The organism is Devosia sp. (assembly GCF_024707125.1).
In the GTDB taxonomy this organism is placed as follows: Bacteria; Pseudomonadota; Alphaproteobacteria; order Rhizobiales; family Devosiaceae; genus Devosia.
The window spans coordinates 177499-192594 of sequence record NZ_JANQAH010000003.1 but is presented as its reverse complement, the minus strand read 5'-3'; the positions used below and the strand labels follow the sequence as shown (position 1 = coordinate 192594).

Here is a 15096-nt window from a genome sequence, read left to right as displayed (position 1 = left end):
GGTCGCCCTGACACAGGCCTTCGCACAAAACTTTGACGCACTCGGTGCGACACCCTCCCCTTGACGGGGAGGGCGGGGGAGGGGTGTTCACGCGCTAGGACCTTGGCTCTCACACCCCCTCCCTGCCTCCCCCATCAAGGGGGAGGTGAAGGTACGGTGAGTTTGAATGGGATAGTGCCTCACACTCGATGCAGCACCTCCCCCTTGATGGGGGAGGCTGGGAGGGGTGATGTGAGCCCCGATGCAACTGCCCCAAAACAAAAAGCCCCGGCAAAACCGGGGCTTTTCCAATTCTCTGCGTTCCGAAAAACCTCAGAACGACTGCAAGATCTGATCGATAAACGTGCGGTCTTCGCCATAAGACGGGGTACGGCGGCTTTCCACCGCGACGACCTTGCCATCAGCAGCGGTGTAGACGGCCTTGTCCACGACCTTCTTGTTCTTGTCGAAATAAATCGCGAGCACGGTGCGCTCGAGCGCGGTGTTCATGCCGAACGAGGTCTGCGCCACCTTGGTCTGCACATAGTACCAGGCGGTCTGGTCGCCAAAGGTATTGGTCGACTGCGGCGAGCCGAGCACCAGCGTCACCAGATCCTGGCTCTGGCCCACGCGAATCTGCTGCATCGCGCTATCGGAAATTTCGTAGCCCTGCGTCCTCTTGGTGACGAGCGACGTGCTGCTCGTGCAGGCGGCCAGCGCAACAGCCAGCAAGGCTGCAGCGGCGATCGGTGCGAAGGGAGCGGAAGCAATACGCATGGGCATGAATTTGACTTTCCCGATGGCTCTCGACTATAGGCGTGACAACAAGGCGCGTGCCCTTTGGTCGCCGGAATGTGTAGCTGTCAACCTGGCTTTTTGGCAAGCTGACATTGGGTCGGCTGACTTTGCATGTGTTTGACCCATCCCGAGGCTGAGCGCAATCCCATGATCCTGTCTCTGTTCCGCAAAAACACGGCAACCGACGCTGTTTATGGCGTCTATCGGGCCATTGTGGCGCAATCCCGGCAACCTGTCTTCTATGCCGAATGGGGCGTGCCCGATACGGTCACCGGCCGTTTCGACATGATCAGCCTCCATATGGCGCTGCTCTTCCGGCGCCTGCGCGGTGCCGAGGCCACCAAGAATTTCAGCCAGGCCGTCTTCGACCTCTTCTTCAAGGATATGGACCGCTCCCTGCGCGAAATGGGGGCAGGGGACCTCGGTGTCCCCAAGAAAATCCAGAAGATGGGCAATCTCTTTTTCGGCCTTCTTGCTGCCATCAATGAAGCTATGGATCGCGGCGACAAGGAAGCCTTGGCCACCGTGTTCTCGCGCAATATCTATGGTGGCGCCGGCATGGAGCATGCCCGCACCCTCGCTGGCTACTTCATGGCGCAGGACAAGGCCCTGGCCGACCTGCCGGTTGAGACCATCACCGGCGGCACAGTGACATTCGGAAATGCCGCATGAAAGACCAGCCTGAGCCCCTTTTCGACGCGATCGTTCGCATCGACAAACTGCCCACAGCCGGGCGGTCCGTCAGTGTCGATGCCGATGAAGCGACCCGCGCCCGCATCGCCGAGGAAATGAAGCTGATCGCAGTCGACCGCTTCGTCGCCGAACTCACCGTCGCCCCGCTGCGCGGCGGCCTGAGGGCACAGGGGCGCCTCAAGGCGCGCATCGTCCAACCTTCCGTCGTCAGCTTCGAACCGGTCACGCAGAACATCGATGAGGAAGTCGACCGCGTCTTCCTGCCCGTCGGTCAGACGGCACATGCGCCCGCGCCCGGCACAGAAATTTTCATCGACCTTGAAGATGACGATTTTCCCGATCATATCGACGGTCCGGAGGTCGACCTGAGCGCTCTCCTGATCGAAACCCTGGCTCTGGCCATCGATCCCTACCCGCGGCGCGAGGGCGAAGACCTCTCAACGCTCGGGGTCGATGCCACCGAAGACGATAGCGGTCCTTTTGCGGCCCTGCGTCAGCTCAAGGACAAGGGCGAAACTTGAACCTTCCTGGGCGGGGCTTGCACCCACTTCCCTATGGGATATGTTGGAATGCCTGCCCAAGCGGGCCGAAAAACGGGCTGAAATGACCGAATATATAACGATTTCCGTGGATGCCATGGGGGGCGACCACGCCCCGCGCGCGGTTATCCATGGCGCCGATCTGGCCTTGCGCGAGCGTAAGAACACCCGTTTCATCTTCCATGGCCGCAAGGAGCAGATTGACCCGCTCCTTGAAGAATTTCCCCGGCTCAAGGCCGCGAGCCAGGTGCGTCACTGCGAAGAAGTGATCGCCATGGACGAAAAGCCCAGCCAGGCCCTCAGGAAGGGCCGAAACGTCTCCTCCATGTGGATGGCGATCCAGGCCGTTAAGGACAAGGAAGCCGATGTCGCCATATCCGGCGGCAATACTGGCGCCCTGATGGCCATGGCCACCTTCTGCCTCCGCCCCATGGAAGGCATTTCTCGCCCCGGCATCGCCGCCATCTGGCCCACCGTCCGCTCCGACATCATCGTGCTGGATATGGGCGCGACCATCGGTGCCGATGCGCGCCAGCTCGTCGACTATGCCATTCTGGGCTCCGCCCTGGCCCGTTCGCTCTTTGATTCCGAAAAGCCCACCGTCGGTCTGCTCAATATCGGCACCGAAGAGGTAAAGGGCCTCGATTACATCAAGGAAGCCAGCAAGATCCTGCAGCAGGCCTCCGGCGCCGGCTTCACCTATCACGGCTTTGTCGAGGGCGACGATATCGGCAAGGGCACGGTCGACGTCGTCGTCACCGAAGGCTTTGTCGGCAATGTGGCCCTCAAGACCGCCGAAGGCACCGCCCGCCAGGTCGCCACTTATCTGCGCACCGCGCTCAAATCCAATTGGATCAGCATGCTCGGCGCCTTCTTCGCCTCGTCCGCCCTTACGGCCCTGCGCCGCAAGATGGACCCCCGCGCCGTCAATGGGGGCGTCTTCATGGGCCTCAATGGCGTCGTCATCAAATCCCATGGCGGTACCGACGAAGTCGGGTACAAGAGCGCCCTGGGCCTTGCCTATGAAATGGCGCGCAGCAACCTGATCGAAAAGATCAGCGACAGCGTGAAGCGCTTCCCCGTCCATGTTGCAGCTTCCGAGCTGCCTTCTGATTCCGAGGCCAAGTCGGCGTGACCAGAGTTCGTTCAATTGTCCGCGGGGTCGGTAGCTACCTGCCCCAAAAAATCCTGACCAATGAAGAGTTGGCCAAGACCGTCGACACGTCCGACGAGTGGATCCAGCAGCGCGTCGGCATCAAGGAGCGCCATGTCGCCGCGGAAGGCGAATTCACCTCCGACCTCGCCGTCGCCGCCGCCCGGGCCGCACTCGACAATGCCGGTATGACGCCGGAAGACATCGACCTCATCATCGTCGCCACCACGACCCCGGACTATACCTTCCCGGCCGCCGCGACCCTCGTACAGATGAAGCTCGGCATCCATCACGGCTTCGCCTTCGACCTGCAGGCCGTCTGCTCGGGCTTTGTCTATGCCGTCACCACGGCCGACAGCTACATCAAGAACGGCCTCGCCAACCGCGTCCTCGTCATCGGCGCCGAAACCTTTACGCGCCTCCTCGACTGGACCGACCGCACCACCTGCGTGCTCTTCGGCGACGGCGCCGGCGCCATGATTCTCGAGCGCGTCGAACTGGCCGATGGCGAGCCTGAGCGCGGCGTTCTCTCGTCCGCTCTGCGCTCCGATGGTCACCATTGGCAGAAGCTCTATGTCGATGGCGGCCCGTCCACCACCGGCACCACGGGCCATGTGCACATGGCTGGCGCGGAAGTCTTCCGCCACGCTGTCGGCAAGATCACCGACGTCGTCTACAAGGCGCTGGAGCAGGGCGGCTACACGGTAGACGATCTCGACTGGTTCGTGCCGCACCAGGCCAACAAGCGCATCATCGACGGGGCAGGGGCCAAGCTCGGCCTGCCGCCCGAAAAGGTCGTGACCACCGTCGACATCCACGCCAATACCTCCGCAGCCTCCGTGCCGCTCGCTCTGAGCGTTGCTGTGGCCGATGGACGCATCAAGCAGGGTGATCTCGTCATGCTTGAAGCCATGGGCGGCGGATTCACCTGGGGGGCCTCGCTCATTCGCTGGTAGTCGGGCATTGAGCCGATTGACCTCAAGCGTTTCAAGGCGTTAGTGTCCTGCCGGGTGGAGGAGCCTGACGTTAAGGCCAGGCGAATTGACGATTGGCCGCGTCGATCAAAGGAAGGTTTTCCTGCCAATCTGCGGAGGCTGATTGGCGACAGCGGAAGAAAAAATATCACGCTGGCCCGGGAAGCCAGTCCTGAACCACGGGGGTGCGAATGACGCAGAAGACGGTAACGCGGGCAGACCTGGCGGAAGCTGTTTATGGCTCTGTCGGCCTGTCGCGAACCGAGTCGGCCGAACTGGTCGAACGTGTTCTCGAACTCATCACCGACGCCCTGATCACCGGCGCCAATGTGAAACTCTCTTCATTCGGCTCCTTCCAGGTGCGCTCGAAGAACGAGCGGATTGGCCGCAATCCCAAGACCGGCGAAGAGGTGCCTATCCTCCCCCGGCAGGTTCTTGTGTTCAAACCCAGCAACGTGTTGAAGTCCAAAATCAACAAGTCTATGGTCGCCTCTGAAAAGTAAGGCTTTCTTACTGGAGGGGCAGGCGGTTTGGACAAGTCTCCAGACGCATTCCGGACAATCTCAGAGGCCGCGGAAGAGCTCGATCTTCCTCAGCACGTCCTCCGATTCTGGGAAACCCGCTTCGCCACCATCAAGCCCCTGAAGCGCGGCGGCGGCCGCCGCTACTACCGCCCCGAAGACGTCCTGCTGCTCCGCGGCATCCGTCACCTGCTCTACGATCAAGGTTTTACGATCAAGGGCGTCCAAAAGATCCTCAAGGACCAGGGTCCGCGCTATGTCATCGCCGTCGGCGAAGGCAAGGGCCTGGACGAGATCATCCCTCTCATCGAGGAAGCCCAGGCTGCAGCCGACGAGGCCGAGATCGAAGAGGCCGTTCTTACCGCCGACCCCAGCCTAGACGAAGAATCGCGCGAAAAACTCTCCGAAGTCCTTCGCGAGCTTCTCGAGTGCAAACGCATCCTCGAACGCGCCCGCGAACACTGACCCTTCACCTCTCCCAGTAGACCTCATGGTGAGGTGCGAAGCGCAGCGTACCTCGAACCACGAGGGCGTGGCCCCCACGATGGAACCGCGGTGCCTCAGCCCGCGCCTCCCTCCCCTTTGTGGGGGATCAAGGGTGGGGGTTAGGCAAGCCCGAATCCCATCACTCCTGCTAGAATTCTCATTCCATCCGACCCAAAAATCGCCTATTCATTCCATACCAATTTTCGGGTGGAGGAACCCCGCTATGACCGTTCGTTTTGGCCTGCTCGGCGCCGGCCGCATTGGCAAAGTTCACGCTAAGGCCATCGGCTCCAATGCCAAGGCGAAACTCGTCGCCGTCGCCGATCCCATGGCCGATGCAGCGAACGCCATCGCCACCCAATACGGCGCCGAAGTCCGCACCATCGACACCATCCTCGCCTCTGCCGACATCGACGCCGTCGTCATCTGCACCCCCACAGACACGCACGCCGACCTCATCGAGCGCTTCGCCCGCGCCGGCAAAGCCATCTTCTGCGAAAAGCCCGTCGACCTCGACATCGAGCGCGTAAAAGCCTGCATCCGCGTCGTCGACGAAACCGCCGCCACCCTCATGGTCGGCTTCAACCGCCGCTTCGACCCACACTTCCAGGCCGTCAAGGAAGCGATCAGCACCGGCCAGATCGGCGACGTCGAAATGGTCACCATCATCTCGCGCGACCCCGGCGCCCCGCCGGTCGACTACATCAAGCGCTCCGGCGGCATTTTCCGCGACATGACGATCCATGACTTCGACATGGCGCGCTTCCTCCTCGGCGAAGAGATCGACGCCGTGACCGCCCAGGCCTCCGTCCTCGTCGACCCCGCCATCGGCACCGCCGGCGACTTCGACAGCGTCTCGGTCATGCTCTCCACGGCCACGGGAAAACACGCCACGATTTCGAATTCCCGCCGCGCCACCTATGGCTACGATCAGCGCATCGAAGTCCACGGCTCTAAGGGCGCCGTCGCCGCCGAAAACCAGCGCCCGGTCTCCATCGAAATCGCCAACGCCACCGGCTACACCCGCCCGCCGCTGCACGACTTCTTCATGACCCGCTACACCGAAGCTTACGCGAGAGAAATCAGCAGCTTCATCGATTTCGTTGAATCAAAATCCCCGGCCTCGCCCAGCGGCACCGACGGCCTCATCGCCCTCGCCCTTGCCGACGCCGCCCTGAAATCCGCTAGGGAAGGCCGGACGGTCAAGGTCAGCGAAATCACCGGCGTGATGGCCGACAAATCGGTCTTCCAGGGCCGTTGATCGCCTCCGCGAGCACCATCACAATCACAGTGTCATCCCCGCGAAAGCGGGGATCTCCGTTTTAGGAAGAAGGATTCCCGCTTTCGCGGGAATGACGCGGTGGGGGGCGGCAAACCCTACTTCAGCATCCACTCATGCTCCGGCGCATTGTGGAATTTCCACACCCGCTTCGGCCCGGCCATGACGTTGAGATAGTAGAGGTCATACCCCGCCGTCGTCGCCACCGGATGATACCCCCGCGGCACCAGCGTAACGTCCCCATCCTCAACCGCCATCGCCTCATCAAGGCTCCGGTCGTCCGTAAACACCCGCTGAAACGCAAAACCCTGCGGCGGGTTGAAGCGATGGTAATAAGTCTCTTCCAGAAAACTCTCGTGCGGAAGATTGTCCTGGTCATGCTTGTGCGGCGGATAGGACGACGTATTGCCCTGGGGCGTGATCACCTCCACCACCAGCAGCGCGTTCGCCGAGCCATCATCCTCGGGCATGATATTGTAGACATGCCTGATATTGGCGCCCTTGCCGCGCGTGATCCGCGGATGCGTCCCCGGCGGAATGACCTTGGCATGGAAATCCCCGCCGCCTGGCGCCGAGCACACAGCCAGCTCCAGGTCCGTCGTGGCATCCACAGCCCAGTTGCGCCCCGCCGGCACATAGAGCGCCCAGGGCGCCCCCTCGAAGGGCGTCATGCGCTCCCCAAGCTCGCCAAAGTCCTCGCCGTCCACGGCAAAGCGCCCCTTGCCGCCGACGATGACGAGGCAAACCTCGCGCTCGCCCGTCTCCTCGCCATAAGCCTCTCCGGCCGCGAGCCGATGTAACCCGAAGCCGACATGGCCCCACCCCGCCGAAGCGGGCGTTACGTCATGAATCCGACCGGTCTTCGCTGTCGGTCGGACCAGCAGGTGGGACTTCGTCATTCTTGGGCTCCTCCTTGGGGAAGGCATAGAAGAAATTATAGAGCGCATAGGCCAGCGCCGCGCCGACCAACACGATCCACAGCGTCTCCTTGGTCCATATCGCCTCCCAGGCGAGCCAGACGGTCAGAAACACCACGACGGCAACCCGCCGCCACAGCGGCCGAAACCAGTTGAGATCGTTTTCTTTCAGAGCCATGCACCAATCCTTCTCAGTTGCCGCAAGCTCTAGCATTGGACCGAAAAGTGCGCAGCGGTTTTCGGACGAATCCGATGCGCACTACCGTTCAAAACTTAAGCGCTCGGAAAACCTTGCGTCTCGACGGTATACCCAGCCGCCGTCATCACCCGCATCAGTTCCTTGTGGCCCACCTGCGCCATTTTCAGCGGCGGATTAGCCGTCGGATCCTGCTCGGCCTCGACAACGAACCAGCCCTCATAGCCATGATCCGCCAACCGCTGCACGATGGCGCCAAAGTCGAGCGAGCCATCCCCCGGCACCGTAAAGGCGCCCAGCGCCACGGCATCCAGAAAACTCTGCTTCGTCCGATCCAGTCCATCGACAACCGACCGTCTGATGTCCTTCACATGCACATGGTTGATCCGCCCATGGTGCTTGTCGATCGCCCGCAGCGGATCACCACCAGCAAAGGCGAGATGTCCCGCATCAAGCAGCAGTGGAATGCCTGCGCCCGAAGCCGCCATAAACGCATCCAGCTCCGCCTCGGTCTCAACCACAGCCGCCATATGGTGGTGATAGCTCAGCGGCATGCCCTGCTCGGCGCACCATTCGCCAAACGCGGTGACCTTCCGCCCATAAGCCTTCATCTCGTCGTCGGAAAGCTTCGGCTTTTGCGCCAGCGGAATCTCCCGCTTGCCCTGGATCGATCGACCCACTTCGCCATAGACGATGCAAGGCGCGTTGACCGCCTTGAACAGCTCGATCATCGGCAGAATGCGGTCCTTATTGGCAGAGAGATCTTCCTCGACCAGCGTCCCCGAAAACCACCCGCCACATAGCGTCACGTCAGCGGCACGCAGGATCGGCAGCATAACCTCCGGATCATCCGGAAACCGCCGCCCCTTTTCCATCCCGGTAAACCCGGCCGACCGCGATTGCCTGAGGCACTCTTCGAGCGACACATCATCGCTCAGCTCCACCAGATCGTCGTTCCACCACGCAATGGGCGACATCCCAAGTTTGGCTTTCATTCTTTTGGTCTCTCCTCGTCCACCGCACCTTCCCTCGCCCCTTGCGGGAGAGGGACCGACTTTTCGCGTTCAGCGAAAAGTCAGGGTGAGGGGTATCTCTCCTCCGCAGAGGAATTCGTCTTCGTCAAAGCGTTCCCCTCATCCGGCGCTACGCGCCACCTTCTCCCCGATGGGGAGAAGAACAGATCGGCGCTCACCTCTTATTCCTCTCCCCTCTCGGGGAGAGGGTGGATCGCGCAAAGCGCGAGACGGGTGAGGGGGCCCTCACCCAATCCGCTGCGCCTGCAACGCCTTCAAATACCCCTCGCGCGCCGCATTCACTTGGGCTCGCTCACTGACCTCCGGCACCGCCACATCCCACCAGGTCCCACCGGCAACGGTCGTCACCAGCGGATCGGTATCAATCACAATCACCGTCGTCCGATCCGCATCCGCCGTCTCGGCCAACGCCGCCTCAAGCTCGGCAATCGACCCGACCTTGCGGCTCACCGCCCCCATCGCCGCCGCGTGCGCGGCAAAGTCGATGTTCGGCAGCGTCACGTGCTGTGTGTCCTTCAGCAGATTGTTGAAATTCGCTCCGCCGGTCGCCATCTGCAGCCGGTTGATGCAGCCATAGCCCGCATTATCCAGCAGCACGATGGTGAGCTTCGCCCCCAGCATGATCGACGAAACGATCTCCGAGTTCAGCATCATATAGCTGCCGTCCCCGACCATCACGACCACGTCGTCCTCCGGCCGCGCCAGCTTCACACCCAGCCCGCCGGCAATTTCGTAGCCCATGGTCGAAAAACCATATTCGAGATGGTAGCTCCCCGGCGCATCCGCCTTCCAGAGCTTGTGCAATTCGCCCGGCAAACCGCCTGCGGCGCACACCAGCGTCGCCTTCTGCCGCGCCCGCTGCACCGCCCCGATCACCTGCGCATCAGATGGCAATTCCACATTGGTCGGCGCGGTCGCAGCATCGGCGTCCAGCAGCCATTTATCCTTTTCCCGCATGGCCTTATGGGTCCAATCGGAATCAACCTGCCAACCCATCAGCGCCGCATCCAGCGCTTCAAGTCCCACGCGAGCATCCGATACCAGCGGGAGCGCCTCATGCTTGCCTGCATCGAAAGGCTGCACATTGAGCCCGACGATCTTCACCGCCTCGTTCTTGAACAGCGACCACGAGCCGGTGGTAAAATCCTGCAGCCGCGTGCCGACCGCGATCACCACATCGGCCTCTTCCGCCAGCACATTCGATGCCGACGAACCGGTAACCCCGACGCTACCCATATTCAGCTCATGCCCATGGGGCAGGGCGCTCTTGCCCGCTTGCGTCTCCATCACCGGAATGCCATGCTCCTCGGCAAAGGCCGCAAGGCTCTCGCTCGCCTCGGAATACAGCACGCCGCCGCCCGCAATAATGACGGGCTTCTTGGAAAGCTTGATCGCCGCCGCTGCCGTCGCAAATTCATCGGCATCCGGCATGATCCGCCGCGGTACCCAAACCTTTTCGGCAAAGAAGCTCTCGGGATAGTCATAGGCTTCCGCCTGCACATCCTGGCAAAGGCTCAGCGTCACCGGCCCGCATTCTGCCGGATCGGTAAGCACCTGCATGGCCCGCCGCAGCGCCGGAATGATCTGCTCCGGCCGCGTAATCCGATCGAAATAGCGGCTGATCGGCCTGAAACAATCATTGGCCGAAACCGTGCCGTCGCCCCAGTCTTCCACCTGCTGCAAGACAGGATCGGGCAACCGATTGGCAAAGACATCGCCCGGCAGCAGCAGCACGGGCAGCCGGTTCACATGCGCCAGCGCCGCCGCCGTCACCATGTTCAGCGCCCCCGGCCCGATGGAGCTGGTCACCGCCATGAACCGCCGCCGAAAACTGGCTTTCGCATAGGCAATTGCCGCATGCGCCATGCCCTGTTCGTTCTGCCCGCGATAGGTCGGCAGGGTATCCCTAACGCCATAAAGCGCCTCGCCCACCCCGGCCACATTGCCATGCCCGAAAATGGCAAAAACCCCGCCAAAGATCGGCACGGTTTCGCCAGCAATGACCGTCTTCTGCGCCGTAAGGAAGCGCGCAACAGCCTGCGCCATGGTCAATCGAACAGTTTTCTGGCTCATGGCCACTCCTCGTATTCCTCGGTGTCATTCCCGCGAAAGCGGGAACCTCCGTTTTATCTTTTGGGCTGGGTTCACCCCCTCCCATCCTCCCCCATCAAGGGGGAGGTGCTGCATCGTGTGTTTGGCTCCGTCCCTCCACACCCACGGGCTCAACACTTCCCCTTGATGGGGGAGGAGGGAGGGGGTGACGGCGCCCACAAATCTATCGGCTAAGCCCCATCCCAGGCCGCCACCAATCCCGCAAACCGCTGCGCCATCATCGCCACGGCCTCATCATCGCCAATCCGCCCATCAAGCCAGGCCCGCGCCGCATCGCCAAAGATCGTCCGCCCCACGGCAAAACCCTTCACCGACCTGGCCGTCTTTGCCGCCGCAAATCCCGCCACCAGTTCCGACTGTGGCGCATCGAGCCCCAGGAGCACAACACCCCGGCAGAACGGATCATTGGCCTCAATAACGGCATCAATCTGCCGCCAGGCCTCAACCCCCGGCTGCGTCTCGAGCTTCCACCAATCCGGCTTGATCCCGGCCGCATAGACATCCGTCAGCGCCCGCGCCGCCGTATCGTCCTTCAGCGCGCCATGCTTGCTGGAAATGATCTCCACCAGCAATTCACGGCCCACCTTGCGCGCCGCGTCATAAGCGGCCCGTAGCTTGGCAATCTGCACCTCGCGCAAATCTGCCGCATCGTCCGGATGGTAAAAGCACAGCACCTTGATGCAGTGATCCACCGGCCACTCCACCAGCCGCGATCCCAGATCCTGCGAAAACTCGAACTGCAAAGGCCGCGAGCCCGGCAATTCAATCGGCTTCGCCACCCAGAAATTCGGGATCGCGCTCGCCGCATAAAGCGCATCGCGCCCATACTTGTCGTCCAGCAGCATCCCAAACCCGTCGCGACCATCAGCCACCTGCACCGCCGCCTTCACCGCCAGCACTTTAAGATCCGGTATCCGCGCCAGCTTCTGCGCATCGCCCCCGGCCATATCCTCAAGCTGCGACCGATGATCGATCGCCAGCGCCTTCATGCTGGGGATTTCGCGCCGCCGGGTGGTCGCCCAATGCACATGGTTGATTTCGGCATCCTTGCGCAGCGCCCGTTCCTTGCTGCCATGCTCAAGGAAATAGGAAAGCTCCGTCCATGTCGGAATCTCCGGCGCGCAGAGCAGCCGGCTCACCGCAAAAGCCCCGCAGGCATTGGCCCAGGTCGCGCTCGTCGCATGCGGCTCCCCGCGCAACCAGCCACGCAGGAATCCGCTCATAAAAGCGTCGCCGGCCCCCAACACATTGTAGACCTCAATCGGAAATCCCTTGCCGACAATCCCATCCTCGAGATCATCAGGAATAGGTCCGTCATAAACGATGCACCCCATCGGCCCACGCTTGAGCACAATGGTCCCATTCGAAAAGCTGCGGATGGTCTTCAGCGCCGCCGTAAGGTCGCTCTCGCCCGAAGCAATAAGAACCTCTTCCTCGGTCCCAACAATCAGGTCGCAGTCAGCCAGAACCGTCTGCAGGTGCTTGGAAACCTCATCCGAAGCGATATAGCGGCTGTCGCCCGCATCGTGCCCCGCCAGCCCCCAAAGGTTCGGTCGATAGTCGATATCGAACACGATCCTTGAGCCATTCGCCTTGGCGATCCGCATCGCCTTGCGCTGCGCCGCATCGCTATTAGGTTTGGCAAAGTGCGTGCCGGTTACCAGCACCGCCTTGGCCGACCGCACGAAATCCTCGTCGATATCGCCTTCGTCCAGCGCCGCATCGGCGCAATTGTCGCGATAGAAAATCAGCGGAAACGATTTGTCATTCTCGACCGACAGCAGCACCAGCGCCGTTAACCGTTCAGGGTCGGTCACAACCCCCTTGGTCTCGACGCCTTCTCGCTGCAACTGCTCGCGAATGAAGCGCCCCATCTGCTCATTGCCGACGCGCGTGATCAGCGCCGACTTCAGCCCCAGCCGCGCCGTGCCAACCGAAATATTGGTCGGGCACCCGCCCACCGATTTCGCAAAGCTGCCGATATCCTCGAGCCGCGTACCGATCTGCTGGCCATAAAGGTCCACCGAGGCCCGGCCAATGGTGATCACATCGAGCGTCTTATTCGTGCTCACCCAAAATCCTCCCGCGGCGGCTTGTATGGGAGGAATTGAAACACATCTTCCAAATCAGTTCAAATATAGAATTTCTGTTCCATCACAAAAATCACCCCCGCCGCCGCTCCTCGGCAATGGCCACAGCCAGCGCCATGGCGAAAGCCATGCTGGCCGAGAGTGAGCGGAACCCGGCATGGTCAGCCTCGACCAGTTCGAACCAGATCGTCGAACATTCCGCCAGCGGCGAGAACGCCGAGTCGGTTAGCGACACCACCGGTATCCCACGCGCCGCCAGCGCCGAGGCCTGCGCAATCGTCTCCGATGCATAACCCGAAAAGCTCACCGCAAAAGCCGCGTCACCCTCATCGGCCAAAGCAAGCAGATCGTCATCGATCCCCGACGCCGTCCCGGCGATCTGGCAGCGGATTTTGAGCTGGGAGAGCGCATAGGCCATGTAAGTCGCAATCGGGTAGCTTCTCCGTCGCGCAATCAGGTGAATGGTGCCTGCCGATGCTAACAGTCTGCTAGCGGATTCGAACTTTTGCGGGTCGATTGCGGCACTCAAATTGTCGAGGCTGCGATGCGCCGCACCGATGAACGAGTTGAGGATTGCAGCCGACCCGGCAGCCACCGCATCCCCGCCTTCCAGCTCCACCAGCCGGTCTTCATAGCTCGAATTGCGCTCCCGCAGCCGCGCCCGAAACACGGCCTGTAGCGCCGAAAATCCATCAAAACCAAAGGTTTGCGAGAAACGAACCAGCGTCGAAGGTTGTACCTCGGCATCCGTCGCTATACTCGCCGCCGTGCCAAAGGCGATCTCATCAGGATTATCCAGCGCAAAGGCCGCCACCTGCGCCAGGCGCTTGGGCAGTTCCCGCCGCCGCTCCAGGATAAGTGCCCGCAGCGCCTCGAAATTCTTCGGCGCGCCCTGAATCTCTCCCCGGTCCATGCGAGTCCCTCAAAATAGCAACGCCGGCAATATCGCATTGCCGGCGTCATATTTGGAAGAATTATTCTACGTTTGGAACGTTACGCGGTTGCGAGCTTGGAAGGCCGATCTCGCCCTTCAACGAGATAAAGGAAAAGCGACGCCAGGATAATCAGCGCAGCACCCGGCCAGAACCAGACCGACGGCACCTGACCGAGCACAACCCAGCCGACGATCGCCCCCAGCGGCACCTTGAGGTCACCGAATGGCTGCAGGAAGGTCGCATCGGCGGCGCGGTAGGCAAAGCTCAGCAGATACTGCGCCGCGGCCGTCAGGGCGCCGAGCATCAAAAGCAGCAGCAGGCCGGTGCCCGAGGGCAGGGCCAGCGGAAAGCCAGGGCCGCGCCAGCCGGCAAAACCCACGAAAAGACGGTGACCAGCAGCAGAATGGCCAGATGGTTCGGGGTGATCAGCACCAGCAGTGAGATGGTCAGGGTCTCGGGGCTTTCACCCTTCTGCGTCAGGTACTTGGTAAGAATGTCAGTCGTTGCCCACAGGGCGGCCGCCACAATCGGCACGAAGGTTTGCCAGGTAAACCCGTCTGCACCAACGCCCGAGACGATGATCGCGCCGGCAAACCCGGTCAGGGCCGCAGCGATCCGCGCGGTGGAAGCCTTCTCACCCAGAAACACGGTCGAGCCGAGAATGATGAACAGCGGCCCGGTGGCAAGCAGCGTCACCATCTGCCAGATCGGAACGCCCGAGGCAAAACCATAGACAAAAACGTGTACGCCCAATGCCGAGGCAAAAGCGCGGATTTCATGGGCAAGGGGATGGCTGGTACGCAGGTTCTTGAACCCAATGTGCAAGATGATCGGCAGCGCCAAGATGGAGGCAATGACATATTGCCAGAAAGCCATGCCAGTCGAGCTCATGCCAAACCCGCCATATTCGATCGGTGTCGGCAGAACCGATTGCAGCGTGTTGGAGCCGGCAAAAGCCAGGCTTGCGGCCAGCATGAAAATAGCGCCCGAAGTGGCGCTGGCATGTGAAGAAGAGGAAATCTGGTTCATATGTCGTCCTTTCCGTAACCAGTTTCCCCAGGGTTACGGGAAGGCGACGCAAAACTCTGCCCGCGCAAAAACGCGAGCATAGTCAGGCGCTTGAGGCCAACCCATTCTCTTTCATCCGGACTATGACCGTCGGCTCCGGAATCACACCGGATCTGCTGACCCTTCGACCTTTCGGTCAAAAGCGCTCGCGGGCTCAGCGTCGCCGCCTTACCGCCGGTGGGGAGTTTCACCCCGCCCTGAGAATTGCATGAGATCGTAATCTCACGATGGATAACATAGGGCAGGGACGTTGCCCTGGCAACTCGGCCAGAGGGTACAAACTGTCTTCCCAGGGTGAACAGTCGAAACGAATATGCCAGTC

16 protein-coding genes and 1 riboswitch are annotated in these 15096 nt (G+C 61.4%); of the genes, 7 read left to right on the top strand and 9 right to left on the bottom strand.

Annotated features, from left to right (window positions below; all coding sequences use genetic code 11):
* Window positions 1-312 precede the first annotated feature (312 nt).
* Window positions 313-762: an outer membrane protein assembly factor BamE gene (locus NVV77_RS01905; protein ID WP_295410171.1), complete on the bottom strand. Its 450-nt coding sequence runs from the start codon at window positions 760-762 to the stop codon at window positions 313-315.
* A 162-nt stretch (window positions 763-924) separates the two neighbouring features.
* Between NVV77_RS01905 and NVV77_RS01900 the strand changes: the two genes are divergently transcribed.
* The 7 genes from NVV77_RS01900 (at window position 925) to iolG (ending at window position 6404) form a co-directional block, all read left to right on the top strand.
* On the top strand, window positions 925-1449 hold the full coding sequence (locus tag NVV77_RS01900) for a ubiquinol-cytochrome C chaperone family protein (RefSeq protein WP_295410170.1): 525 nt from the start codon (window positions 925-927) through the stop codon (window positions 1447-1449).
* Window positions 1446-1991, top strand: a complete 546-nt coding sequence (locus NVV77_RS01895; protein ID WP_295410167.1) for a DUF177 domain-containing protein — start codon at window positions 1446-1448, stop codon at window positions 1989-1991. The genes NVV77_RS01900 and NVV77_RS01895 overlap by 4 nt, the downstream gene beginning before the upstream one ends.
* A gap of 82 nt (window positions 1992-2073) precedes the next feature.
* Complete coding sequence (gene plsX, locus NVV77_RS01890) at window positions 2074-3144, top strand: phosphate acyltransferase PlsX (protein WP_295410165.1); 1071 nt, start codon at window positions 2074-2076, stop codon at window positions 3142-3144.
* Window positions 3141-4118 (top strand): beta-ketoacyl-ACP synthase III, encoded by a 978-nt coding sequence (locus NVV77_RS01885; RefSeq protein ID WP_295410163.1) that lies wholly within the window; start codon window positions 3141-3143, stop codon window positions 4116-4118. Before plsX ends, NVV77_RS01885 begins: the two co-directional genes overlap by 4 nt.
* Before the next feature lie 209 nt (window positions 4119-4327).
* Window positions 4328-4639: an integration host factor subunit alpha gene (locus tag NVV77_RS01880; RefSeq protein WP_035081618.1), complete on the top strand. Its 312-nt coding sequence runs from the start codon at window positions 4328-4330 to the stop codon at window positions 4637-4639.
* A 27-nt stretch (window positions 4640-4666) separates the two neighbouring features.
* Complete coding sequence (locus NVV77_RS01875; RefSeq protein WP_295410161.1) at window positions 4667-5122, top strand: MerR family transcriptional regulator; 456 nt, start codon at window positions 4667-4669, stop codon at window positions 5120-5122.
* A gap of 244 nt (window positions 5123-5366) precedes the next feature.
* Window positions 5367-6404 carry an inositol 2-dehydrogenase gene (gene iolG, locus NVV77_RS01870; protein ID WP_295410159.1) on the top strand — a complete coding sequence of 346 codons (1038 nt, stop codon included), beginning with the start codon at window positions 5367-5369 and terminating at the stop codon, window positions 6402-6404.
* Between the two features lie 116 nt (window positions 6405-6520).
* On the opposite strand, the gene iolB is transcribed toward iolG, so the two are convergent.
* From iolB to NVV77_RS01830, 8 genes are all read right to left on the bottom strand, one after another.
* Window positions 6521-7321: a 5-deoxy-glucuronate isomerase gene (gene iolB, locus NVV77_RS01865; RefSeq protein ID WP_295410157.1), complete on the bottom strand. Its 801-nt coding sequence runs from the start codon at window positions 7319-7321 to the stop codon at window positions 6521-6523.
* The gene (locus tag NVV77_RS01860) at window positions 7266-7517 is read right to left on the bottom strand and encodes a hypothetical protein (RefSeq protein WP_295410155.1); all 252 of its coding nucleotides are present in this window, start codon (window positions 7515-7517) and stop codon (window positions 7266-7268) included. Before NVV77_RS01860 ends, iolB begins: the two co-directional genes overlap by 56 nt.
* Before the next feature lie 95 nt (window positions 7518-7612).
* Window positions 7613-8530, bottom strand: coding sequence for a myo-inosose-2 dehydratase (gene iolE / locus NVV77_RS01855; RefSeq protein WP_295410153.1), 918 nt, complete (start codon window positions 8528-8530; stop codon window positions 7613-7615).
* A 264-nt stretch (window positions 8531-8794) separates the two neighbouring features.
* Window positions 8795-10642: a 3D-(3,5/4)-trihydroxycyclohexane-1,2-dione acylhydrolase (decyclizing) gene (gene iolD, locus NVV77_RS01850; protein WP_295410151.1), complete on the bottom strand. Its 1848-nt coding sequence runs from the start codon at window positions 10640-10642 to the stop codon at window positions 8795-8797.
* Window positions 10643-10851: 209 nt separating this feature from the next.
* Complete coding sequence (gene iolC / locus NVV77_RS01845; RefSeq protein ID WP_295410148.1) at window positions 10852-12753, bottom strand: 5-dehydro-2-deoxygluconokinase; 1902 nt, start codon at window positions 12751-12753, stop codon at window positions 10852-10854.
* Between the two features lie 91 nt (window positions 12754-12844).
* Window positions 12845-13684 carry a MurR/RpiR family transcriptional regulator gene (locus NVV77_RS01840; protein WP_295410146.1) on the bottom strand — a complete coding sequence of 280 codons (840 nt, stop codon included), beginning with the start codon at window positions 13682-13684 and terminating at the stop codon, window positions 12845-12847.
* 80 nt (window positions 13685-13764) lie between these two features.
* Complete coding sequence (locus NVV77_RS01835) at window positions 13765-14010, bottom strand: hypothetical protein (RefSeq protein WP_295410144.1); 246 nt, start codon at window positions 14008-14010, stop codon at window positions 13765-13767.
* Window positions 14010-14735 carry an EamA family transporter gene (locus tag NVV77_RS01830; protein WP_295410142.1) on the bottom strand — a complete coding sequence of 242 codons (726 nt, stop codon included), beginning with the start codon at window positions 14733-14735 and terminating at the stop codon, window positions 14010-14012. Before NVV77_RS01830 ends, NVV77_RS01835 begins: the two co-directional genes overlap by 1 nt.
* Before the next feature lie 99 nt (window positions 14736-14834).
* Window positions 14835-14983, bottom strand: a riboswitch (FMN riboswitch).
* Window positions 14984-15096 lie beyond the last annotated feature (113 nt).